A 22,785-nucleotide genomic window follows, 5' to 3' on the forward strand; every position below is an offset into this window, starting at 1 on the left:
GCCGCGCGGCCCCTCAGCCGCTCACCATCACCTTCGCCTGCGACGGCGCGACCTGCACGCCCATGGGCATGTTCGGGCTCTTTCCGTTCTGCGCCACCGCGCACGCGTGGAACACGACCGGATTGCCCTCGGCCTTCACCTTCGCCGAGAAGCTGCGGAACATCGCCTCGCCCTTGATCTTGCCGCTCACGACGCCGCCGGCAGCGCCCGCTTCGTCGCCGGTCGACATCGGGATCTCGCTCTGCTTCGTGAGCACCGGCTTGCCCCCCACCAGCACCTTCAGGGCGCAGGTGCTCGGGAGCGCCTGGTTGCACATCGCCACGTTCGGGTACGGCAGCGGCACCGGCGGACCAGGCGGCGCAGGGGTCTTGCACGTGTCCGGCATGGCCTGGCAGATCCCGGCCTGCGTCGTGGTCACAGGGAACATCGCCGCGTCCTCCTACCCCAGGTTGATCCGCTGGCCATCGATGCTCACATCCTCGCGCGCGTCCACCGATACCTCGCGCCCGCGCAGCTCGATCACGTCCTCGACCAGCGCGCGCACCCGCCCGGCGCGGAGCTGGTGCAGCTCGCGCACCTCCTGGAAGAGATCCCCCGCCCGCGCGATCACCCGCCCGGCGATCGACTCGATCTTGCCCACGGTGGTGTGCGCCCGCTCCAGCACCGCGGTGAGCGCCCGCCCCTCATAGCGCGCCTCGGCGATGCGCACGTCGCCCCGCTCGGCGACGGCGGCGAGCGCCTCTCCGGCCACGGTGACGCGCCCGGGCGCGACCTGCACCGTCGCGCCGCGCTCGCCGGCGCGCGCGCTCAGGGTCGCGCCGCTCCGGCTCGTGATCGCGACCTCGCCGGCCGCCCAGCAGCGAATGGCGCCGCCCGCCACGAGATCGATGTCGCCCCCGGGCGCCGCGAGCGAGAGGCCGCCCGCCGCGACGAGGCTGCCCCGACCGGTCTCCGCGTCGTACTCGAAGAGCAGCCGGCCGGCCCGGTCGTGCACCGCGACGACCTCGTGGCCGTCGCGCTCGACGATCGACGCCGAGGCGCCCGCGCGCGCCACGATGCGCAGCGGGCGCTCCTCTAACGGCGCGCGCGGCGCGCACGGCGCGCCGTCGCGGAGCCCCTCGGGGCGCGCGTCGGAGGGCGGGGGCTCGACGGGGAGAGCAGGGAGGGCAGCGGTGGGCATGGCGGTGGTCCTCGGGTCGTGGCTTCGCGGCCGTCGTCGGCCGTTCATAACAGCGTGGGCGGGCGCCAGTCCTCGGCGCGGGCACGCTCCGGATCGGTCCCGCGGGCGCCCTCGCGCTTCGCGCCGTCCCAGCGCGCGTGCGCGGTGGCCGCCCGGTGCAGGTTCACGCCGCGGCAATCGGCGCCCGACAGATCGGCGCCCGTCAGGTCGGCGTGCGACAGGTCCGCGTCGACGAGCGAGGCGCCCTCGAGCCGCGCGCCGCTCAGATCCGCCTTGCGCGCCATCGCCTCGTCGAGCCGCGCGCCGCCGAGATCGGCGCGCGCGAGCGCGGCGCCGTCAAGGCACGCCCGGGAGAGATCCGCGCCGGCGAGCCGCGCGCCCCGGAGGTTGGCGCCGGTCAGGTTCGCGACCCCGAGGCGCGCCGAGACGAGCGAGGCGCCGCCCAGCTGGGCGCCGGCCAGGCTCGCTTGCACCAGATCGGCCCCGTCGAGCCGCGCGTCCCGGAGGTCCGCGCGCGACAGGTCGCAGTCGCGGAGCACCGCGCCCGAGAGATCCATCCCGCCGAGCTTCGCCTCGACGAGCGAGCTCCTCGCGAGCCGCGCGCCGGCGAGCCGCACGCCCCGGAGATCGAGCCCGAGCAGCGAGGTCCCCTCGAGCGAGGCCCCCCCGAAATCCGCGCCGGAGAGGGCGGCGCCGGCGAGCTGCGCGCGCTTCAGCGTGGCGCCGTGCAGGCGCGCGCCGGACAGGTTCGCGCCGCGGAGGCGCCCGCCCGCGATGCGCGCCTCGGAGAGATCGGCGCCCGCGAGGTCGGCGTCCGAGAGATCGACGCCGGTGAGCTCGGCCCGGGCAAGGCGGGCGCCCGGGAGGCGCGCGCGGCGCAGATCCGCGCCGTCGAGCGCGGCGTCCTGGAGCGACGCCTCTGCGAGATCGGCGCCCGTGAGCTCGGTCCCGCGCAGCGCGGCGGCCGCGAGCAGCGCGCCGCGCAGGCGGGCGCCGCGCAGGCGCGCGCCCGAGAGATCGCAGCCCGACAGGTTGGCGCCGGTGAGGTCGGCCCCCTCGAGGCCGGCGCCGTCGAGCCGGGCGCCGTCGAGGTTCGCGAGCTCGAGCACGGCGCCCCCGAGGTCGGCCCCGCTCAGCGTGGCGCCAGTGAGGCGCGCGCCGCGCAGCGACGCGCCGCGCAGCGACGCGCCGCCGAGCGCCGCGGACGGGAGCTGCGCGCCGCCGAGATCGGCCGCGTCGAGCTTGCAGCCGCGCAGGTCGAAGCCCGACAGGTCCGCGCCGGCGAGGTTCGCGCCCGTGAGGTCGCCGCCGGCGAGGTCGCGCGGGAGCGCCGCGCGGCGGAGGTCCTGGTTCGGAACGCGGAGCCCGCGGACGAGGCGCGCGCGCGACAGGTCGAGCGCGCCGAGCGCGACGCCGATGAGCGTCACGGCGGCGAGCTCGGCGTCGATGAAGCTCGCGCCCGCGAGCGCGCAGCGGTCGAGCTCGACCTCGCGGAGCGTCGCGCCGTCGAGGCGCGCGCCGTCGAGGGCGCACTCCGCGAGCGCGGCGCCGGTCAGCGTCGCGGCCGAGAGATCGGCGCCGGTGAGGTCCACGCCCTCGAGCCGCGCGCCCGACAGATCGGCCCCGCGGAGCGACGCGCCGGCGAGCGACGTGGCCCCGGCGGCATACCCCGCGTACCCGGCGGCGCGCAGCGCCTCGACGGACTCGGCGCCGAGGTCGCGATCGGCCTCGAGCGGCAGCGTCGCGGCCGCGGCGTCGCGGGTGAGCCGCGCGTGGCGCGCGAGCACCGCGCGCTCGAGGCGCGCGCCCGACAGATCGGCCCCGCGGAGCGTGACGGCCAGGAAGACGGCGCCGGCGAGCCGCGCGCCGGCGAGCCGCGCGTCGCTCAGGTCGACGCCGTTGAAGAGCACGCCCGAGAGATCGCGGCCCGCGAGGTCGACGCCGCGCAGGTCGAGGCCAACGATCATCGGCGGATCGAGCGGTCCGGCGTCGAGGCGCGCGAGGAGATCTTCCTTGTCCCGCGCGAAACCCGCGGAGGTGGCGGCGGCGCCGGTCACGTCGCGCCTCGATCGCTCGTGAGCAGCGTGGACGCGAGCTGCGCGTCCTCCAGGTCGGCGCCCTCGAGCCGCGCCTGCCACAGGGCGGCCTCGTACAGCCCGGCGCCGCGCAGGTCGGCGCCGCGCAGGTCGGCGGCCTCGAGGCGAGCCCCGTGCAGGTTCGCCTGCTCGAGGCGGGCGCCGCCGAGCCGCGCCCGCGTCAGGTCGGCGCCCGCCAGGTCGGCGCCGCGCAGGTCGGCGCCGCCGAGCTCGGCCCGGCCGAGATCCGCGCGGCGCAGGCTCGACAGCGCGAGGTCGGCGCCCGTGAGGTCGGCGTGCATCCAGCGCGAGCCGTCGGCGCGGGCGCCGCGCGCCTGGGCGCGCGGCAGGCGGGTGTGCTCCGAGGCGCGCAGCCCGCGCAGGTCGGCGCCGCGCAGGTCGACCGCCTCGCCGTGCGCCCCCTCGAGGCTCGCGCCCTCGAGCGCCGCGCCGCCGAAGGACGCGCGGTCGAGCGCCGCGCGCGCGAGGCGGGCGCCGGCGAGCTGCGCGCCGTCGAGCCGCGCCCCGGTGAGGTCGGCCTCGAGGAACGAGGCGCCGGCCGCGGCCGCGCCGGTCAGGACGGCCCCGCGCAGCGTCGCGCGGTCGAGGCGCGCCTTGCCGAGCGCCGCGCCGGTCAGGTCGGCGCCCGCGAGGTCGGCGCCGGAGAGGTCGGCGTCGCTCAGCCTGGCCGACGGGAGCCACGCGCCCGCCATCCTGGCGCGAGCGAGCGTCGCGCCGTCGAGGTCGGCCCCGGCGAGGCGGGCGCCGGTCAGGTCGGCGCCGACGAGCAGCGCGCGCGCGAGGCTCGCCTCGCTGAGGTCGAGCCCCGACAGGTCGAGCCCCGAGAGATCGGCGCCCGCCATGCTCTCGCGGATCGACAGGCAGAGCTCCACGCGCTCGCGCGTCCACGGCGCCGCGCGCTCCGTGGCTGCCCGGTCCCGCGCCTCGTCCTCGCGGTCCAGCGCGTCGAGCTGCGCCGGGTCGTGCCCCCCGGCCTCGAGCGCCTTCTTCATCTGCTCGCGGCTCTTCCGCTGGATCTCGTCGAGCTGCGCCGGATCCCCGCCGAGCTTGCCCAGCCACGCCTCGAGCTCCGCGCCGGGCGGGCGCGGGCCATTGACCGACGCGCCGAGCGAGGCCACGAGCGCCGCGGGGGCGCCGCCCCGCTCGAGCGTCGCGCGGATCTGCGCGAGGAGCTCGGCGTCGTCGACGCCGGCCAGGGGAGACGCTCCGTCGTTGTCGTTGCCGGGCGGCGCCGCCGCGGCGGGCGCCTCCGCCACGGCAGGGCGCGCCTCCAGCAGCGCGAGCGCGAGCCGCTCGCGGTAGCGCGCGGCCGCGACGCGGCCCTCTCCGAGCGGCTCGCTCTCGAGGAGCACGTGCCGCACCTCGGGGTGGTCCTCGGCGGAGACGGGCGCGTGGCCGCGCCACACGAGGATGAGCGCCTCGGCCTCCATGTCGACCCGGACCGTGTCGAGGTGCAGCTGCACCTCGCGGAAGCGCTCCGCGCCGCCCGCGAGCTCGTCGAGGAAGCAGCGCATCCGGACGCCGGGGAGCCGCGCGCGGTACTCGCGGCGCGCGCGGTGCAGGTTGTGGCAGACGATTTCCTCGTCGCCGCGCGGGTACTCGGCCTGGAGCGCCGGCACGGCCGCGTTGAAGTGGCTCCAGTCGAAATCGTCGGGGAAGAAGGGCCAGCGCTGCTTCAGCCAGCGCTCGTCGTAGGTGCCGAGCTTGCTCGCGCGCAGCGCCCAGGCGGCGGCGAGCGGCCCGAAGCCCGCGGGCGGCGGCCGCGCCGCGGGCGAGTCGACCGGCGCGCGCGGATCCTCGATGTTCGGCAGCGGCCGTCGCCGGAGATCGCGCTCGCTCGGGTCGAACATGCCGCGCCCCGCCGGGTTGGCCGCGAAGCCCGGGCCCCCGAAGGCGCGGCCATAGCCGAGCGGCATCTCGACGAACGGCTGCGGGTCGGTGCGCTTGCCGGCGGCCGGGTCGGTCCAGTACCGGTCGCCGGTCACCTGCAGCGCGAGCGACGCCTTGCCGACGGCGAAGCTCACCGGCAGGGAGCTGACGGGCCGGCGGCCGGGCGCGTGGGCCTTGCCGGTCAGCAGGAGATCCGCCTTCGGCTTGAAGGGGGCGAAGTCGGACGCCTGGAGAAGCGCCCCGCGCGGATCGTCGCCCTCGTGCACGTCGCCGAGCGGCGGCTCCGGGGCGTCGGCGGGGATCGCCGGCGCGCCGGGCACGAGGCGGTAGGTGCCCTTCGCGATCAGGCACAGGGCCCATTGCGGGGGCCGGATCTGCCAGGCTACCGCGGCGAACGTGGTGGGGGTGTGGTTGATGATCTTCATGGCAGCTCTCGACGCGCGCAGGCCGCGCGCCCGCCGAGCGGGCTCCTCCTAGAGCGCGTGGAACTGGGCGCCCTGGATGAGGGCTCCCGCGGCGTCGATCTGGACCTGGTGGCCGCCGAACCTCAGGACGGAGGACGCGGCTGTGCTGCTCAGCTCCAGCTTGGCGGTCCCAGTTCCGGCGATCACGCTCGTCGCGTCGATCCTGAGGCTGCTGGGACCGCAGGCGAGCTCGATCGCGGCGGGCTCGATCTTGATGTACGCGCCGGCCAGCCCGCCGCAGCGCAGCAGGAGCTGGGTCGGCTCGATGATCAGCTCGGCGTCGTTCAGCGGGTTCGCGTGGGCGAGCTTGTGGACCAGGTACGTTCCGACGAGCGCCCCGAGCGTCGCGATGCCCCACGTCGCGCCCGTGAGCCCGCCGCCCTTCTCGAGATCGTCCTTGCCCGCGGAGGCGCCGAGCGGGCCCGCCACCGCGCCCAGGGCGCCCGCGGCCACGGCGGCTGCCCACGGCTTCGCGGCCTCGACCGTCGGGGCGTCGGTGCTCCGCACGCGCAGGTGCACCTTGGAGCGCGCCTTGATGTCCTGCTCGTCGGCCGTGGTGAGCTTCTTCGTGCTGCCGAACTCGAGCACCGGGCCGTACGCGATATTGCAGCTCATCCCGGCCGTGATCCCCGTGTTGAGCCCGAGGAAGACGTTGCCGTTAACGCCCGCCGCGATGCTGTAGTTCCCGCCGAGGCTCGCCCCGAAGTTGATGCCGGTGAAGAAATTCGAGTTGTCGCCGTACGTGAGGTTGACCGTCGAGACGTGGCTGCGCTGCGTCTTCCGCCAGCCCTGCCAGTCCTTGCTGAACGTCATCGAGTAGAAGTCCGCGTCGAAGATGCCGAGCGTCCGGTTCGGGATGACGAGCCGGTAGTTCCCCAGGACGACGTCGGTGCGGTTGCCCGTGGTGACCGACTGGTAGTCCCCCTGGGTCACGACCGTGCGGTTGCCGTCCGTATGATCGTAGACGCCGTCGCTCGCCGCCCAGCCGAAGTGCGCGGCTTTCCCCTTGTCGCTTTCGTTCGAGCTCGTGTCGTAGCCGTTGTCGAGGCTCGACCACGTCCAGCCGCTGTCGCCGAACCCCGCGGTCGGATCGAGCCGCGCGGACTCGGTGAACGTGCCGGCCGCCGCGGTCGCCCGCTCGCCGTAGCGCAGGTAGCTGTACTTCCCGTCGCTGTGGGGGACCGCGATGCGGATCCAGTCCTCCGCGCTGCTCGCGGTGGTCGTCATGTCGTCCTGGCCGAGCTGCTGCTCCATCGGCAGCGCGCCCTCGGCGCTGGCACGCGTCGCCGCGCTCTCAGCGCCGGCGCGCGCGCGCCCGAAGCCGCCTCCCATCTCGACCATCGCCCCGTTCGGCATCCGGATGCGGCCGCGCCCCTCGTCGGCGCTCGTGACCACGCGGCTCTTCGCGTTGGGCACGACGCCGGTGATCACCGGCCGCTCGGGGTCCCCGCCGACGCCGGTCCACAGCACCTCGGCGCCCTTGCGCAACGTGAAGTGCATGCCCTCGTCGGCCCCGCCGTAGGGCGTCGCCAGGCGCATCGGCACCGAGCCCTGCGCCTCGGCCGCGCCGCTCAGATCGAACGGCATCACCACGCGGTAGCGCCCCTCGGCGTCGACCGCGGCGATGCCCTCCGGGCCGCGCGCGTCGACGTGGGCGACCATCGCGCCCTCGAGGCGCGGCCTCGGCGTGGCGCGCGGCGGGCGGTAGCGCGCCGAGGCCGGGATGGCCTCGAACTCGCAAGCATAGCGCGGCTCGTCGCCCGCCCCGGCGCGGTGCACGGCGCGCGTCACCAGGTAATCGCGGTTCCAGTCGGCCCGGAAATGGCCGGAGAGCCCGAGGCGCTCGCCCGCGGCGAGCGGCGCGCCGATCGCGCCGTCGTACACGGTCGCGCGGCAGCGCAGCTCCTCGGCGCGCACGGCGGCGAGCGCGGCGCCCTCCTCGGGCGCCGCGAACGAGCCGCCCTCGTCGACGAGCAGCCCGAAGCCGCGCGCGTCGACCTCGGCCTCGGCCTCCAGCGGCACCTCGGGCGTGCGCTCGTTGTAGTCGAGCAGCACGAGCGCGCGCGGCGACATCCGGCGCCGGCAGCGCAGCGCGCGCACCCCTCCGGCCTCCCCCATCGCGGCCTCGACCGCGCCCCGGAAGCCGTCGGGGTGGTCGCAGAGGACGAGCCGCTCCGCCCCCCCGCGCGGCTCGATGAAGTAGCTGACGCCCGCCTGCTCCAGCTGCCGCGACACGAAGTCGAGCGCGCTCTCCTGGTACTGCACGGCGTGCTCGCGCGGCGGATACGCCCGCTCGAGCCGCCGCTCCACCTCGATCCCGAGGCCGCTCCCGGCGATCACCGCCTCCACCAGGTCCGGCACGCTGAGCCGCTGGTAGATGCGCGTCTGCCGCGCGAGGCCCAGCAGGGCGAGGCGCGGCACGAGCACGACCCGGTAGGCGTACTGATCGCCGCCGAGCGCGCCGCCCTGCTCCACCTCGGCCACGACCCCCGGGACCGCGCGGCCGGCGAGATCGAGCTCCCCGGCCGCGCCGACGAGGTCGTCGAGCGGCAGCGCGGGATCGGGCGACGCGAGATCGATCTCGAAGCGGTACGGGCGCGACAGCGCCTCCTCGCCGCGGAGCCCCAGCACCGTGAACGCCCCGGCCGGGGCGGCCTCGGAGCGGAAGTGGATCCCGACCGTCGTGGGCTTCGTCATCGCTTCTCCGAGATCTCGAGCATGGCGCCGGACGCCGTGGTGATGCGGCTCTGGTTGGCGTTGCGGGCCGTCACGGGCGACGGCGCGAGCGGGTTGAACATGGCCCCGAGGATCACCGGGCGATCCGGGTCGCCGTTGGCGAACGCCACGAGGACCTCGGTGCCCGGGCGCAGCGGGAAGTGCATCCCGTGGCCCACGCCGCTGAAGGGCTGCGCCATCCGGACCGGGCGCGAGGCCTTCTGCTCGCCCGGCTCCGCCGTGTCGAAGTGGAGCTGGACCGTGTAGCGCCCCTCGGCGTCGAGCTGAGCGACGCCGTTCGTCTTTCCCCCGTGCCCCGGCTGCACGATCCCCGTCACCACGCCGGAGATGCGCGGCCTCGGCGTCCGGCGCGGCGGCCGGTAGGCGACGCGCGCCGGGATGGCGCGGAATGCGTTCCTGTAAAAGGGGCTCTGCTCGCCGGCGTCCTTGAACGCGGGGAACCTCGCCTCGTGCTCCACCTCGACGAGGAGCAGCTCCTCGGGCTCCGGAAAGCGCGGGTGCTCGATCAGGGTCACGCGCCGCCCGGCGGACAGCGCCGCGCGGCTGGCCTTGCCCTCGTACACGCGCTGCCGCGACAGCCGCTCGTCCGCCCGGATCTGCGCCAGCTTCCCGGCCTCCTCGGGCGTCTTGACGTGGCTGCCGTACTCGACCACGCCGCCGCCGTCGCCCGAGCCCAGGCTGGCGTAGGCCGTCAGGTCGAGCTGCGGTGCGCGGTAGTTGTAGTCCTGCACGACGTAGCTGGTGGGCACCAGGTCGGTCGTCACCTCGAGGGCGAAGATGCCCGCGGCCTCGCCGCGGGCGCGGAAGGGCACCGTCTCCGCGCCCGAGGCGGGGCGGAAGCCGGACGGGTGGTCGGTGAAGACCATCCTGTCGCGGCCACCCTCGTGCTCGAAGAAGAAGCTGATGCCGACGTGCTCGGCCAGGCGGCTGATGAACGCGAGATCGCTCTCGCCGTACTGCACGACGAACTCGCGCTCGGGGTAGCTCTCGAGCAGCCGCAAGTCGACGTCCTCGGAGCCCAGGCCGTGCCGCTCGAGCTTGCTCCGGAGGATGTCGGGAACGCTGCGGTCCAGGTAGATCTCCTGCGTCTCGACGAGGGTGAGCCGGAACGCGCGCGGCACGAGGCGCAGGCGGCAGGTGGCGCGCTCGGCCAGCGGCTCCAGGCGGTCCCGGATCGGACCCAGCACGCCCGAGACGCGGCGGATCTCCTCACCGTCGGCCTCGAAGACCAGGCTGACCTCGGCGCCGGGCGCGGCGTCGGCCGGGAGCTCGCGGCCCTCGTCGATCACGACGTCGAGGTCGAACGAGAAGAGCTGCGAGATCGCCTCTCGCCCGGAGAGCTCGCGGACCTTCACGTGGTCCCACGGCCCCCGCTCTGACTCGATGCGAACGCTCAACGTCCCGGAGGCTTCCTTCATCGCTCGTTCTCCGATTCCGCCGCGGCTTTCTCTGGAGCACCGGAAAGGTGGAGAGGCCGCGTGGGCGTGCGCGCCGCGGGGGCGCCGGGATGGCCGCGTGAGGGCTGCTGGCACCCTGCGCCGCCAGGGCTCGCTCTTCGGGGTTTCACGGGCATCGGAGCGTCAGCCTCGCCCCTTGCCGGTGCCGTACAGGAGCGCCCGCACATCGAGCTTCGCGGGGCGCTTCGGCGCTCCGGGGGGCGGCGGCTCCGGGGGCGGCGGTTCGGGAGGCGGCGTCGCCCAGGCGAAGGCGCCCCCCGCGGCCGCGGGGCTCGCCGGCTCCGGCGTGGGGACCGCGGGCGCGGCCGCGGGGCTCGCCGGCTCCGGCGTGGGGACCGCGGGCGCGGCCGCGCTGGCGGCGGGAGCGCTCGGCACGGACGCCAGCGCAGGGGGCGGCTCGGCCGGCAGCGCGGGTGGCGGTTCGGCCGTGAAGGGAGTCGCCGGCTGGCGCGCCGCGTGGCTGCCGACGTCCTTCGGCATCTGCATCGTCCCCGACCTGCTGAGCGGAGCCTCGGGCGGCGATGGTGCAGGCCGTTTCGGCGGCGACGGCGAGGCGCCTGCGGGGGCCGGACGAAACGGCAGCGTCGCCGGGACCACGAGCGCCCTGTTCGGCGCGATGTCCAGCGTCCCGGTGGGACTCATGCTCGCCGCGGCGGACAGCGCGACGGTCGACTCGAGGGCGGCCTCGTCCTCGTCGCCCGCCGCGCCCGCGCGGGGCGCCGTCGCTCCGGCCCTGCTGACCGCGGCGCCCGGAGCGGGCCACGCGATCGGCTCGCCCGGGAGCTCGACGCCGGCGAGGATGCGCATGCGCGGGAGCACGTCCTCCGAGGGCACGGGGAAGCTGCTGCGCCACGTCACCGTGCAGCGCTGCTCGTCGCCGTCGATGCGCAGCATGTCGGCGCTCAGCGGGAGCTCCTGATGCTCGGCGAGGCCGATGTCCGCAAGGCCGTGGATGCGCGCGAAGCCGCGCGCGCCGGGCAGGCGCATGCGCATGCGCGGCGCACTCGGGTGCAGGCCGTCCATCACGATCCACTCGTCGCCGCGCAGGAAGTGCGTGCGCTGATCCGGCGGCGCCGCCTGGAAGTAGTCCCAGCTGAGCTCGTCCGGGATCTCGCGGATACCGCGCTCCAGCAGGGCGCGCGGGGTCGCCCCGAGGAGCCGCCGGCGGGCGGGGCTGACCTTCGAGATCGGGCCGAAGCCAGCCACGCGCCTCGCGTCGACCGGATCGAGGATGTTCGGCTCGCCCGAGCCCTGCGGATGGCCCTCCCCGAACGGGTTGTCCGGGAAGCCGATCCCGCCAAAAGCATGCTCGTAATCGATGGGGAGCCGCACGAAGCCGCCCCGCTTACGGACCATCAGCGTCTTGTCCAGCAGCGTCCAGCTGCTCGAGAAGAGTCCCAGCCGGACATGCGCCGCCTCGACGGGGCGGCCGTGCGGCGCATGCGCATGGCCCGTGAAGAGCACGTCGGCCTTGAGCAGGCGAGGAACCAGATCGGTCGTGAACCGGATGCTCCGCGAGGGGAGCCCGCCGTGATGGACCTCCTCCCGAATGATCTCCTGCGGCGCGATGCGCTGCATCATCGTGTCGCTGGCGAACCCGAAGGTGGCTTTCACCATCGCGGTCACCCAGAGCTTGCCCTTGAACCTCCATGCCATGGCGGCGGCGGTCGCAGCGCCGATCGGCGTCGCGCTCACATGCGGAGGGCTGCTCGTCGCCATGGATCCACCAGCGATGAGACCCGCCCTCCGACGCTGCTGTCAAGCCATTGTGGCCGTCGAGCGGCGCAGCGATCACCGGTTCAATCGGCAAGAGGATCGCTCCGCTCCGCTTCTGGCGAGCGCGTCCTCGAGCGATCTCTGCGCGGGCCGATCGAGCTCGACCCTCCCTTTTCCGGCGAGCATCGCAATCTCCCAGCAGCTCATGGCCGAGACGCCAAGCCTATGTCGCACGTCCGCGCATCGGCATTTTCTGCGGAAGATTCGATGTCATCGACGTACCGAGCGGAGCCTGCGAGCTGTTGAACCAGGTGCTGCCGGGCGGTCGCGATGGTGAGCCTGCTGCACGGCGCGCGCACGCTCCACCGCCGGCACCGCGAGCGCCTGCCTGGGACCGGCCAGGCCGGCGGTTTCTGTAAAATGTCGCCGCTCCGCGGGGCTCGTGAGCTGTTCGGGTCGGCCGCGATCGAGGCGCCGGAGACGCCGCCTTGCGGCGTCGGACGCGGAGGCCGCGCCCGAGCGCCCGCCACCCGCGGCGACCGCCGTGCGCTGTGCCATACTGCGCGGCCACGGTGGCCCCGGCACATCGCATCCACTACACGTACGCCGAGTACCTGGCCATCGAGGCGTCCAGCAACGTCAAGCACGAGTACCTGGACGGCCAGATATACGCGATGGTGGGAGGTGCGCCCGAGCATGCCGCGCTCGCTGCGGCGGTCATCGGCCTCCTCTTCCCCGAGCTTCGCAGAGGTCGATGCCGTGCTTACGACGCCGATCTTCGCGTGCGTGTGCCGTCGACAGGCCTCGCCACCTACCCCGATGTCACTGTCGTGTGTGGGCCGATCGAGCGCGATGCCCAGGACGAGCAAGCGGTGACGAACCCCACGCTCATCGTCGAGGTGCTGAGCCGTAGCACCGAGGAGTACGACCGAGGCGACAAGTTCGAGCACTTCAAGAGCCTCGCCTCCTTGCGCCAGTACGTCCTCGTGTCGCACCGGGAGCGGTGCGTCGAGGTCTGGACTCGCGACGCCGATGGCGGCTTCACGTCTGCCATCTCGCGTGAGAGCGACGCTGCGCTCCTGGCGTCGATCGGCGCGCGGCTCGATGTCCGTGAGCTTTACGAGGCAGCGGCCCAGCCGGGGGCCTGAGCAGAAAGCAGGAGGCTGCTCAACGCGCCACGAGCACCGCGACGATTGTCCATGTCGCCGCGCTCCGGCGTCCGCCTCGCCGTTCTCACCGTGTGCTGCGGCTCAGCCCCGCGCGGAGGCGATTCAGGTGGATCTCGTGATGCTGTAGCGCCGTGTGGCCGATTGACCGTAGAAACTCCACGTAGACACGCATTGCGCCCGCGGCGCGAGGGATGTTCCCCAGCGCCTCAAACACGATTCCGATGTTCCAGCTCGACGCAGCTTCCCCCTCCCGATCACCGATCTCGCAGGCGATCGCCATCTGTTGATTGTAATGTTCGATGGCCTGCAAGGGATCCCCGAGGCTGGCATGGGCATTCCCCAGGACGCCAAGCGCCTCCGCCTCGCCCAAGCGATCACCGAGCTCTCGGAACACCCGCAGCGCTCGCTCGCATAGCGCGACCGCCTCGTTGAGCTCGCCGCTCATCGCGTGCATGCTGGCAAGGCCTGAGAGCGCGTTGCCCTCGCAACGGCGGTCGCCGATGTCCTGGGCGACGGCCAGCTGTCGCCTGTAAAACGAGATCGCAAGTTGCGTGTCGGCAAGCGCCGCGTGGGCCCCCCCGAGGCTGCTCAGCGCGCTGGCTTCGCCCCTTCGGTCGCCGATTTCGACGAAGATCGGCAGCGCTCGCCAATGCAGCCGGATCGCCTCCCGCGCCTCGCCCAGGTTCGCGTACGCGTTGCCCAGGTTGCAGAGCTCCTCGCCCTCACCGCGCCGATCCCCGATCTCCATTAGGATCGCGAGCGCCTGCTTGCTCAGCTCGATGGTCGTCCGTAGCTCGCCGATCTCGGCGTAGGCGTTCCCGAGAAGGCCGAAGTGATAGGCTTCCTCCGCGCGCAGCCCGAGTCGTCGAGCCGCTCGGACGCCCGCGGTATGCCAGCGGATCCTCTCCGTGGGCCGCTGCCGGAGCGCCAGGCAGTGCTTGCCTGCGAGCGGAAGCGCCGCGCAGAGCTTCGTGGCCGCGTCGTCGTGTGCGGCACGGCTCGAAGCCCACTCCTGCGCTGCGTTGATGTTGCCCCATTCTCGTTCGAACAGGGCGAGACCGCGCATCATCGACTCTCCACCTCGCTCGTACAGGTTGTCTGCCTCCCTGAGGACGAGAAGGAAATGTTCGGCGAGGCGCGCTTCTACGACCTGACGATCCCGGGCGTCGAGGCGCGACCGCGCGTACTCGCGGGCGAGATCGTGCATCCGGTAGCGCTCTGTCGCCTCATCCCATTCCAGGAGGCTCCGTCTGACGAGCTCGCTCGTGAGGTCGACGGCGTTCCCTTCTTCCAGCTCGCTCACATGCGCGGCGGCGGTCGCCTTGAAGCTCCCCGAGAAGACCCCGAGGCGGAGCCAGAGAGCCCGCGCCGGCTCGTCCAGCAGGTCCACGCTCGATGCCAGCACGGCCACCACGAGCTGCGGTCTTTCGTGGGTGAGGCGCAGCCGATCGAGGTATCTGGCCGGCGGAAGCGCCACCTGGTCTGCGAGGGTGGAGGCCGCTGTGCGCAGGGCGAGCGGGAGGTACCCGCAGAGGGCAGCCAGCTCCGCGGCCGTGGCTTCATCGATGCGCGACGCGATGCTGCGGACGAGGGCGACGGCGTCCGCTGGGACGAGACAGTCGAGGCGCCGTGCGCAGAGGCCGGCGAGGGTGAAGCGTTGCCGGGACGTCATGATCACGAAGCACCCCGGAAGCGGGAGCAGCGGCTCGAGCTGCTCGCGGTCGCGCGCATCGTCGAGCAGGAGCAGCGCGCGCTTGTCGTTCAGAACCGAGCGGTACCGCGTTCCCAGCTCGTCCGCGTCCTCTGGCAGCTTCGCCTCGGGCTCGAACGCGCGGATGACCCGGGCCATCACGGTCGTTGCGGCGAGCGGCTCAGCGCCCGCGCCGCGGAGATCGATCTCGATCTGCCCGTCCGGGTAGTCGTGGGCGAGTTCCTGAGCAAGCTTCAGGGCGAGCGCCGTCTTACCGACTCCGCCCTGGCCGGTCAACGCCAGGATGGTGGCTCCGCCAGCGGCGAGCTTCGCGCGGAGCCAGGCGAGGTCCTCGGTGCGTCCTGTGAAATCGCCGGGGGGCGCGCGGAGCTGGTGGAGGGCGGCTCCGCTCGTTGCGGCCTTGTGTCGAGCGCTCGGCGCCTGTCCATGCCGGCGGTGTCGAGCGTCTCCGTGCTCCTCCACCGCAGCCCGGATACAGCGCGCCACGTCGTCCCACGCTTCGCTCTGGTTCAGCCAGCTCGTTACCGGTCGTCCGTTGCTCGGCAGCGGCTTCAGCCTGCCGAACGGCGCGAGATCCCAGTCGCACGCGTCGACCAAGACGGGGATCACGTGGGCCTTCGCGGTCTCGTGACGCGAGAGCGCATGCTCCATTTCGTCCCAGTACGGGTCGGCGGCGAGGTAATCGACGCTGATGAGGAGCACGATGATCTTGGCCGCTTCGATCCGGCCGACGGTCTGCCGGGCCCTGTCCTCGCCGGCTTCGACGTGCCCCTGATGCCAGGAGCGAATTACACCCTGACGCCGCAAGACGGCAAGATGCCTCTCCAGCGCGTCCCGATGGTGCGCGTCGGTGGGCGCGTAGGAGATGAAAACGTCGACTGGCGTGCGCTGCGCGGCCACGGCCGTAAGCGTACCAGGACCGGCGCGAACGGAGCTGCCCACGCCAGCAAGCGCCGTCTGATCGAGCGCCGCGAGACCGGTCCTTTGCCCCCCGAGCCGTCAGGCTTCAAGTCCAGCTGACCCCTCGGCGGTAGGCGCCCACGGCGTCCAGCTCGCAGATCGGTGCACATGGCTCCACGAGGCGCGCCGCACCAGCCCGTCGCCGATCCCCCGCCATCCACCGCGCGATCGCGACCCGCCCCGCGCTCACCGCCCGCCGTGCTGCCCAGCCCGTCGAGTAAGCTGCGCCGTATGAAGGTCCCCCGACTCACCGGCCGCGCGCTCACCGCGGCGCGCCTCGCCGCCGAGGCGCCCGGATCCTCCGCCGCGCTCCGGGAAGTGATGAAGCGCAGCCTGGGCATCGATCGCCTCGCCTCGCTTCCGGACGCCTTCCGCGACGACGTCCCCGCAGAGGCGCGCCCCCTCCAGGCCGCGCCGCCGCGGCGCTGGGAGGACGCCGGGCTCGGCGCGCCCCCCGTCCGCGACTGGCCCAGGCCCTCGGTGGCCTACGCGGCGGCCTACCGCAGGGGCGCCACCACCCCGCTCCGCGTCGCCGAGCGCGCCCTCTCGGCGCTCGAGGCGCTCGCCGCCGAGCGCCCGTGCATGAACATCGCCGTCGCCACGTCGCGCGAGGCGACGCTCAGGGACGCCGACGCGTCGACCGCGCGCCACGCCGCGGGGCGGCCGCGCGGCCTGCTCGACGGCGTGCCCCTGCTCGTCAAGGACGAGTTCGACGTCGAGGGCCTCCCGACCACGCTCGGCTCGCCCTGCGGCCCGCAGCCGCCCGCGCCGCGCGACGCCGCCGTGGTCGCCCGGCTCCGGCAGGCGGGCGCCGTGTTCCTCTGCAAGACCGTGCTCACCGAGTGGGGCATGTCGCCGATCGGCAACAGCGTCCACCAGCGCATGCCCCACAACCCGCACCACAAGGAGCGCGCCGCGGGCGGCTCCTCCACCGGCTCCGCCGTCGGCGTGGCGCTCGGGCTCGCGCCGCTCGCGGCCAGCGGCGACGGCGGCGGATCCATCCGGGCGCCCGCCGCGCTGAACGGCGTCTTCGGCATCAAGCCGACCTTCGGCCGCGTCAGCCGCGCCGGCGACGGCTTCAAGGGCTCGGTCGCCCACGCCGGCCCGATCGCCAGCAGCACGGCCGATCTCGCGCGCTTCCTCGACGCCGTCGCCAGCGAGCCCGACCCCGACGACGACCTCACCGCATGGGCGCCCCCGCCGCCCCCCGGAGGCTTCGGCGCGCGCCTCGGCGCCGGCGTGCGCGGCCTGCGCATCGGCGTCGACGAGGCGGAGTGGCGCGACGCCTCCACCCCGGTCGCGAGCGTGTGCTGGGGGGCGCTGCGCGCGCTCGAGCGCGAGGGCGCGACCCTCGTGGACGTGAAGATCCCCCTCGCCAGGCACGCGGCCTCCATCGGCTACCTCGTCATCGGCCCCGAGTCGCTCGCGGCGTTCCAGCGCGCCTGGAGGGAGCAGCGCGACCTCATCAGCGAGGACCTGCGCGTCACCTTCAGCCTCCTCTCGGGCGTCACCGCGCTCGAGCAGATCGACGCCGCGCGGCTGCGCGCGGGCATGCGGCGCGAGGTGGCGCGCGCCCTCGCCGGCGTCGACGTCCTCGCGCTCCCGACGACGGCGATCACCGCGCCCCGCTACGCGCAGGCCGAGGAAGGCCGCGCCTTCCTGGATCCCATCGCCCTCGACGGCATGTGCCGCTTCGCCTTCCTCGGCAACCTCACCGGCCTCCCCGCCGGCACGGCGCCCGTCGGCGTCGACGCCGAGCGCCTGCCCATCGGCCTGCAGATCCTCGGCGACGCGTGGGACGAAGCGGCCGTCCTCGCCGTCCTCGCCCACCTCGAGCGATCGGAGCTCGCGAGCGCGCGGCGCCCCCCGGGGGCGATCGATCTGCTCGAGGTCCCTGATCCCATCGAGTCCAAGGAGAGGTCGCGATGAGCCGGAGCGCCGGAGGTCATCCTCCCGACGTGAAGCCAGCGCCAGCGCCGTGGACGCTGGCTGGCGATGCAACCCTCGTGATGCTCGAGCTCCCGGAGCGGCTGCTCCAGGAGCAGAGCTTCATCCCGGAGGCGCTCCGCCCCCGCTTCGAGGGGCGCTACAGCCTGCTGATGGCGCTCGACTACACGTCGTCGAACGTGGGGCCTTATCGCGAGCTCCTTTTCATCCCCGGGCGCTTCCGCACGCGCCGCGGCCTCTGCTGGTCCATCAGCAAGATCTACGTCAGCTCGTGGGACAGCGTGGTGAACGGGCAGCTCAACTGGGGTATCCCCAAGGAGCACGCCGATTTCGAGATCGCGCGCGAGGCGGACGGGAGCGAGCGCTTCCGGGCATCGCAGGGCGGCGACGTCTTCGCCGATCTGCGCTTCGCGGCCGCGGGCCCGAGCCTGCCCGCCTCGAGCGCGCTCGTGCCAGCGCGCCTCCGCCGGCTGGTGCACCACCGCGACGGGCACGACTATTTCTGCGCGCCGACCGCGCGCGGGCGCGCCCGCCACGCGCGCCTGCTCGAGGCGCGCGTCGATTCGGCGCGCATGCCGCGCGTCGACGAGGGTCGTGTGGTGTTCGCCGTCCGGCTCTCCAGCTTTCAGGCCGAGTTCCCGGTCGCCGACGTCGAGCCCCATCGCTCGCTCTGATCTCTCACCGCGGGCAGCTGCCCCGCAGCGGCGTCAGGGCCGCTCGGTCGCTCGAGCGCGCAGATCAGCTGAGCGAGATCATCGCGGCCGTCGCCGCGTAGTCGACGCGCTGCGCGCGGTAGGGGTACGTCGGCGGGAAATGCTCGAGCGCCGCGCGGAGGCGCCGGCCCGACGCCCTGTCGAGCGGGTCGAAGCGCAGGCCCACGGCGCGCCCCGGGTCGCCCAGGCGCCGGCCGTGGAGCGTGCGCGCGATGGTCGCCGTCGCGTCGATCCAGACGTTCGTGTCCGGGATCCGGAACGAGACGATCACCGGCTCACCCGTGAGCGGGCGGGCGCTCGTCAGCACGAGCATGCCGTCGATCGAGAGGTCGATCGCCCGGGTCCCGAGCAGCCGGAAGCCCCGCTCGCGCACGGCCTGGCACTCCACGATCGCAGCGCGGCGCGTGGCGCGGCGCTCGCTGGCGAGCAGCATCTCCATGGTCGTTCTCCTTGGCGCGGTACGCTACGGAGGACGGCTACAGATGGACAAGAAACTTACAGCGTAGCGCCCCGTGCTTCGGCGGGTCGAGGACGAACGCTGGTCGTTGAGGAGCGGGTGGGGGGATGTCGGCGCCCCTGAGGGCGCTCGCGACGAGAGGCGCCCGCGGCCGCCGGGGGGCACCGCCCCGCCAGGTGGGCGGGGCGGCGTGCGGCCGTGGGCCTCTCTATCCGCCGGTCAGCGGCCCGCGCGGCGCCGGCGCAGGGCGAGGCCGGCGAGGGCGGCGAGCATGGGCAGGAGCGCGGCAGCGCCACGGGTGCTGCCCGCGGGCGTGGGCCGCGCGGCGCAGAAGCCGTTGCCCTCGGCGAAGATGCCGGTCGGGTCGTTCTCGGTTGCCGGCCCGCAGGTGCCCGCCGTGCTGTCGGTCGAGCTGCACACCTCGCCGGACGGGCAGCTGTTGCCCTCGGCGCCGCGGCAGCCCTCCACGCAGGCGTGCTCCTCGCAGATCATCCCGCTCGTCGCGCCGCCGCAATCGCTGTCCTGCCGGCACGCCGGAGGCGTCTGATCGTCGTCGCCGTTGTTGGGATCGGTCTCGCCCTCGTCGATGGCGCCGTTGTGGTTCGCGTCCTCCACGCCGTCGGTCACGCCGCCGTCGTCCGTGTCCGGATCGAGCGGGTTCGTCGTCGTCGTGGGATCGGCGTCCGCGATGCAGGTCCCCGCGTCCGCGTCGGTCGCCGCGTTGTCGCAGGGCAGGCCGAGCTCGGTGCCGTCGAACAGCCCGTCGCCGTCGCTGTCGGGGTCGAGCGCGTTGATGAGGCCGTCGCCGTCGTGGTCGTCGCTGAAGTTCGGCTCGTCACCGTCGATCACGCCGTCGTCGTCGCTGTCGGCGTCGTTCGGGTCGGTGCCGATCTCGTCCTCGAGCGCGTCGCCCAGCCCGTCGCCGTCGCTGTCCGCCGGCGTCCCGTCGTCCTCACCGAGGTTGGGATCGGTCTCGCCCGCGTCGATGACGCCGTTCAGGTTGACGTCCTCCTGGCCGTCGGGCACGCCGCCGTCGTCGGTGTCGGCGTCGAGCGGGTCGGTCTTGGTCGCGCCGGCGTCTCCGTCGGAGCGGCAGTGGCCCGCCTCCGCGTCGGTGCCCTCGCGGTCGCAGGGCAGGCCGAGCTCGGTGCCGTCGAACAGCCCGTCGTTGTCGCTGTCGACGTCGCGCACGTTGATGAGGCCGTCGCCGTCGGTGTCCTCGCCGGGCTTCGGCTCCTGGCCGTCGGGCACGCCGTCGTCGTCGGTGTCGGCGTCGTCCGGATCGCTCCCGATCGCCTCCTCCTCCGCGTCGGGCAGCCCGTCGCCGTCGCGGTCCTCGTCCACCGCGTCGTCGTCGCCGTTGTTGGGATCGGTCTCGCCCTCGTCGATGGCGCCGTCGTGATCCGCGTCCTCCGCGCCGTCGGAGATGCCGCCGTCGTCCGTGTCCGAGTCGAGCGGGTGCGTCGTCGTCGCGGGGTCGGCGTCCGCGACGCAGTTGCCCGCGGCGGCGTCGGTGGCGGCGTTGTCGCAGGGCAGGCCGAGCTCGGTGCCGTCGAACAAGCCGTCGCCGTCGCTGTCGGGGTCGAGCGCGTTGATGAGGTCGTCGCCGTCGTGGTCGTCGCTGAAGTTCGGCTCGTCGCCGTCGATCACGCCGTCGTCGTCGCTGTCGGCGTCGTTCGGGTCGGTGCCGATCTCCGTCTCGATCACGTCGATCAGCCCGTCGCCGTCGCTGTCCGCCGGCGTCGCGTCGTCGGCGCCGTTGTTCGGATCGGTCTCGCCCGCATCGATCTCGCCGTCGAGATCGAGGTCCTCCTGGCCGTCGGGCACGCCGCCGTCGTCGGTGTCGGGATCGACCGGCGAGGTCTTGGTCGCCCCCTCGTCCGCGTCGGCGCGGCAGTGGCCCGCGTCGGCGTCGGTGTCCTCGTTGTCGCAGGGCAGGCCGAGCTCGGTGCCGTCATAGAGCCCGTCGTTGTCGCTGTCGACGTCGCGCACGTTGATCAGCCCGTCGCCGTCGGTGTCGTCGGCGGGGTTCGGCTCCTGGCCGTCGAGCGCGCCGTCGTCGTCGGTGTCGGCGTCGTTCGGATCGCTCCCGATCGTCTCCTCCAGATCGTCGCTCAGCCCGTCGCCGTCGGTGTCCGTCGGCGGCACGTCGTCGGCGCGGACGTTCGGATCGGTCTCACCCGCGTCGACGACGCCGTCGAGATCGAAGTCCTCGTGGCCGTCGGGCACGCCGCCGTCGTCGGTGTCGGCGTCGAGCGGGTCGGTCTTGGTGGCGCCGGCGTCCCCGTCGGCGCGGCAATGGCCCGCATCGGCGTCGGTGGCCGCGTTGTCGCAGGGCAGGCCGAGCTCGGTGCCGTCGTAGAGCCCGTCGTTGTCGCTGTCGGGGTCGAGCGCGTTGACGAGGCCGTCCTCGTCGGAGTCCTCGTCGAAGTCCGGCTCATCGCCGTCGATCACGCCGTCGTCGTCGCTGTCCGCGTCGTTCGGGTCGGTGCCGGTCTCGAGCTCGTCGGGATCCTCGATCCCGTCGTTGTCCGAGTCGCAGCCGTTGTTGAGCACGCCGTCGCAGTCGTTGTCGATCGAATCGCCGCAGACCTCGGCGCCCGTCGGCTCGCAGACGCAGGCGTGCGTGTCGGGATCGCACGTCGGCGAGAGCGGCCCGCAGTGCGCGTCCGTGAGGCACTCGACGCACTCGTTGGGCTCTGCCGCCGTGTCGCAGTGAGGCGTCGGCGCGGCGCACTGCGCGTTGGTCTCGCATTCGTCGATGACGACCTCGGTCGGCGGCACGCCGTCGGTCGGGCCGTTGCCGTCGGTCGGCGTGTCCTCTTCGGGCGCGCCCTGCTGCCCGGAGGCGCGGACGATCGCCTGGTTGGCGATGACCCCCGAGGCGTCGCCGTTGACCGTCACCTGGAAGGTCACCCGCGTCGACTGCCCGGCGGGGATCGACCCCCCCGCCGTCCCGTTCGCGCCCGTGCCGAGCCGCACGCGGACCGTGCGCGTCCCGGCGTCGTACTCGCCCTGGTCGTCGGCGGCCGCGTCCGTCTTCGCGCCCATGTTCGCGCCCGTCAGGACGGAGAGCGAGCCGGGCACGTAGGTGACGCCCGCGGGCAGCGGATCGGTGAGCACGGTGCCCCTCGACGCGTCGTTGCCGCTGTTGACGACCTCGATCGTGTACTGGAGCACGTCGCCCGGGAGCAGCAGCCCGCCGTTCACGTCGACGGCCGACTTCGAGGAGGACGTGAAGTCCGGCCTGAAGGTCGAGATCGACGTGATGAAGCCGGCGAGGAAGTAGAGGTCCATGCTGCTCGACGCCACGATGGGCGCCGAGGTCTGCCTCGGGGTCACCAGCGAGGTGATATCGAAGACGTCGATATCCATGCCCGCCATGGTCCCCTGGGTGCCGGCGAGCTGCGGCAGATCCCCGATGTTCGACACCGGCGCGTTGAAGTAGGAGCGCGTACCGTTGAAGAAGTTGTCGGCCGGGTTCTGCGTATTGCCGAGCGCGGTCCCGTTGAAGAGGAACTGGTCGCCCGTGTGGGCGAGGTCCCCCTCGAACGCGACCATGCCGATCTTCGCGTCGTAGCCCGCGTTCGGCACCAGGAACCCGTCCAGGACGGCCTCCTGGGTCGACCCGCTGGCCACCGTGTCGAGGCCGTCGAAGAGCGCGAGGTTGCGCGGCGGCTCGGAGGCGAGCTCGTAGAACACGACCAGCCACCACCCGGCGAAGTGGTTGTTGAAGTCGCTGTTCACGAAGCTCGCGCTGTTGATGCCGCTCACCCGGTACGCGCCGGACCCGTGCTCCTGCACGAGGGCGGTGATGTTCGCGACCGACTGGTAGTAGACGCGACTCGAGCTGATCGTCTCGACGAAGTCGTCGGCGGTGACCTCCTCGGAGAAGCTGCCCGTGCCGGGCCGCTCCAGCGTGACGGCCTGGTCCGCGTTCCCGGCGGTCCCGAGGTGCGCGCCCCAGTAGAGGTACGCGTGGGTGACCGTCGCGCCGGCCGGCACCTCGAGCACGGCGGTGGTGCGCGCCTGGGCGGCGGTGATGTTGGTGTTCGCCTCCGCCTGGCCGTCCGCGGGCGAGTCGGAGCGCCAGTAGGTGTCGGGCGCGCTGTCGCCGGTGCCGCTCCCGCACGGGCCGCGGTCGCCCAGCACGGGCGACGCGATGTCGTCGCTGCCGCACTCGTTGCCCAGCGTGTTCCCGATGAGAATGAAGTCGCCCCGCTGGTCGACCTGCTCGCGCAACTCGGGCGCGGCGTGCGCGGCGCCGCCCTGCCCGCCCACGGAGGCGA

General features: G+C 73.8%; 13 protein-coding genes and 1 pseudogene. 3 read left to right on the plus strand and 11 right to left on the minus strand.

The window, feature by feature from the left end; all coding sequences use genetic code 11:
• Positions 1-13: 13 nt before the first annotated feature.
• The 7 genes from WMF39_RS00590 to WMF39_RS00620 all read right to left on the minus strand — a co-directional run bounded on the left by WMF39_RS00590 (position 14) and on the right by WMF39_RS00620 (position 11,542).
• Positions 14-427 carry a DUF4150 domain-containing protein gene (locus tag WMF39_RS00590; RefSeq protein ID WP_437743614.1) on the minus strand — a complete coding sequence of 138 codons (414 nt, stop codon included), beginning with the start codon at positions 425-427 and terminating at the stop codon, positions 14-16.
• A 12-nt stretch (positions 428-439) separates the two neighbouring features.
• Complete coding sequence (locus WMF39_RS00595; protein WP_437743615.1) at positions 440-1,180, minus strand: DUF3540 domain-containing protein; 741 nt, start codon at positions 1,178-1,180, stop codon at positions 440-442.
• 44 nt (positions 1,181-1,224) lie between these two features.
• Positions 1,225-3,237, minus strand: coding sequence for a pentapeptide repeat-containing protein (locus WMF39_RS00600; RefSeq protein WP_437743616.1), 2,013 nt, complete (start codon positions 3,235-3,237; stop codon positions 1,225-1,227).
• Positions 3,234-5,591 carry a DUF2169 domain-containing protein gene (locus WMF39_RS00605; protein WP_437743617.1) on the minus strand — a complete coding sequence of 786 codons (2,358 nt, stop codon included), beginning with the start codon at positions 5,589-5,591 and terminating at the stop codon, positions 3,234-3,236. The genes WMF39_RS00600 and WMF39_RS00605 overlap by 4 nt, the downstream gene beginning before the upstream one ends.
• A gap of 48 nt (positions 5,592-5,639) precedes the next feature.
• On the minus strand, positions 5,640-8,327 hold the full coding sequence (locus WMF39_RS00610; RefSeq protein ID WP_437743618.1) for a type VI secretion system Vgr family protein: 2,688 nt from the start codon (positions 8,325-8,327) through the stop codon (positions 5,640-5,642).
• Positions 8,324-9,784: a type VI secretion system Vgr family protein gene (locus tag WMF39_RS00615; RefSeq protein WP_437743619.1), complete on the minus strand. Its 1,461-nt coding sequence runs from the start codon at positions 9,782-9,784 to the stop codon at positions 8,324-8,326. The genes WMF39_RS00610 and WMF39_RS00615 overlap by 4 nt, the downstream gene beginning before the upstream one ends.
• Before the next feature lie 162 nt (positions 9,785-9,946).
• On the minus strand, positions 9,947-11,542 hold the full coding sequence (locus tag WMF39_RS00620; protein WP_437743620.1) for a DUF2169 family type VI secretion system accessory protein: 1,596 nt from the start codon (positions 11,540-11,542) through the stop codon (positions 9,947-9,949).
• A 569-nt stretch (positions 11,543-12,111) separates the two neighbouring features.
• Here WMF39_RS00620 and WMF39_RS00625 point away from each other — a divergent pair.
• Positions 12,112-12,687, plus strand: a complete 576-nt coding sequence (locus WMF39_RS00625; protein WP_437743621.1) for a Uma2 family endonuclease — start codon at positions 12,112-12,114, stop codon at positions 12,685-12,687.
• 85 nt (positions 12,688-12,772) lie between these two features.
• Here WMF39_RS00625 and WMF39_RS00630 read toward each other — a convergent pair whose 3' ends face one another.
• Both WMF39_RS00630 and WMF39_RS00635 read right to left on the minus strand, forming a co-directional pair.
• A complete protein-coding gene (locus tag WMF39_RS00630) occupies positions 12,773-13,777 on the minus strand; it encodes a tetratricopeptide repeat protein (RefSeq protein WP_437748141.1) in 1,005 nt (334 codons plus the stop codon).
• Positions 13,778-14,248: 471 nt separating this feature from the next.
• Positions 14,249-15,361: pseudogene (locus WMF39_RS00635) on the minus strand (TIR domain-containing protein); the annotation flags it as partial.
• Between the two features lie 249 nt (positions 15,362-15,610).
• Between WMF39_RS00635 and WMF39_RS00640 the strand changes: the two are divergent.
• The gene (locus WMF39_RS00640) at positions 15,611-17,308 is read left to right on the plus strand and encodes an amidase (protein ID WP_437743622.1); all 1,698 of its coding nucleotides are present in this window, start codon (positions 15,611-15,613) and stop codon (positions 17,306-17,308) included.
• The gene (locus WMF39_RS00645) at positions 17,305-18,000 is read left to right on the plus strand and encodes an acetoacetate decarboxylase family protein (RefSeq protein WP_437743623.1); all 696 of its coding nucleotides are present in this window, start codon (positions 17,305-17,307) and stop codon (positions 17,998-18,000) included. The genes WMF39_RS00640 and WMF39_RS00645 overlap by 4 nt, the downstream gene beginning before the upstream one ends.
• 64 nt (positions 18,001-18,064) lie before the next feature.
• On the opposite strand, the gene WMF39_RS00650 is transcribed toward WMF39_RS00645, so the two are convergent.
• Together WMF39_RS00650 and WMF39_RS00655 are read right to left on the minus strand one after the other, a co-directional pair.
• Positions 18,065-18,478: a PilZ domain-containing protein gene (locus WMF39_RS00650; protein WP_437743624.1), complete on the minus strand. Its 414-nt coding sequence runs from the start codon at positions 18,476-18,478 to the stop codon at positions 18,065-18,067.
• A 237-nt stretch (positions 18,479-18,715) separates the two neighbouring features.
• Positions 18,716-22,777 (minus strand): DUF3344 domain-containing protein, encoded by a 4,062-nt coding sequence (locus WMF39_RS00655; protein ID WP_437743625.1) that lies wholly within the window; start codon positions 22,775-22,777, stop codon positions 18,716-18,718.
• Positions 22,778-22,785: the final 8 nt, after the last annotated feature.

This window comes from Sorangium sp. So ce1504 (genome assembly GCF_051521635.1).
Taxonomy (GTDB): Bacteria; Myxococcota_A; Polyangia; order Polyangiales; family Polyangiaceae; genus Sorangium; species Sorangium cellulosum_B.

Coding starts and splice junctions, on each gene's coding strand:
- WMF39_RS00620 (WP_437743620.1), bottom strand. CDS start 11,542: ATGGCGACGAGCAGCCCTCCGCATGTGAGCGCGACGCCGATCGGCGCT.
- WMF39_RS00640 (WP_437743622.1), top strand. CDS start 15,611: ATGAAGGTCCCCCGACTCACCGGCCGCGCGCTCACCGCGGCGCGCCTC.
- WMF39_RS00605 (WP_437743617.1), bottom strand. CDS start 5,591: ATGAAGATCATCAACCACACCCCCACCACGTTCGCCGCGGTAGCCTGG.
- WMF39_RS00650 (WP_437743624.1), bottom strand. CDS start 18,478: ATGGAGATGCTGCTCGCCAGCGAGCGCCGCGCCACGCGCCGCGCTGCG.
- WMF39_RS00610 (WP_437743618.1), bottom strand. CDS start 8,327: ATGACGAAGCCCACGACGGTCGGGATCCACTTCCGCTCCGAGGCCGCC.
- WMF39_RS00630 (WP_437748141.1), bottom strand. CDS start 13,777: ATGATGCGCGGTCTCGCCCTGTTCGAACGAGAATGGGGCAACATCAAC.
- WMF39_RS00615 (WP_437743619.1), bottom strand. CDS start 9,784: ATGAAGGAAGCCTCCGGGACGTTGAGCGTTCGCATCGAGTCAGAGCGG.
- WMF39_RS00595 (WP_437743615.1), bottom strand. CDS start 1,180: ATGCCCACCGCTGCCCTCCCTGCTCTCCCCGTCGAGCCCCCGCCCTCC.
- WMF39_RS00645 (WP_437743623.1), top strand. CDS start 17,305: ATGAGCCGGAGCGCCGGAGGTCATCCTCCCGACGTGAAGCCAGCGCCA.
- WMF39_RS00590 (WP_437743614.1), bottom strand. CDS start 427: ATGTTCCCTGTGACCACGACGCAGGCCGGGATCTGCCAGGCCATGCCG.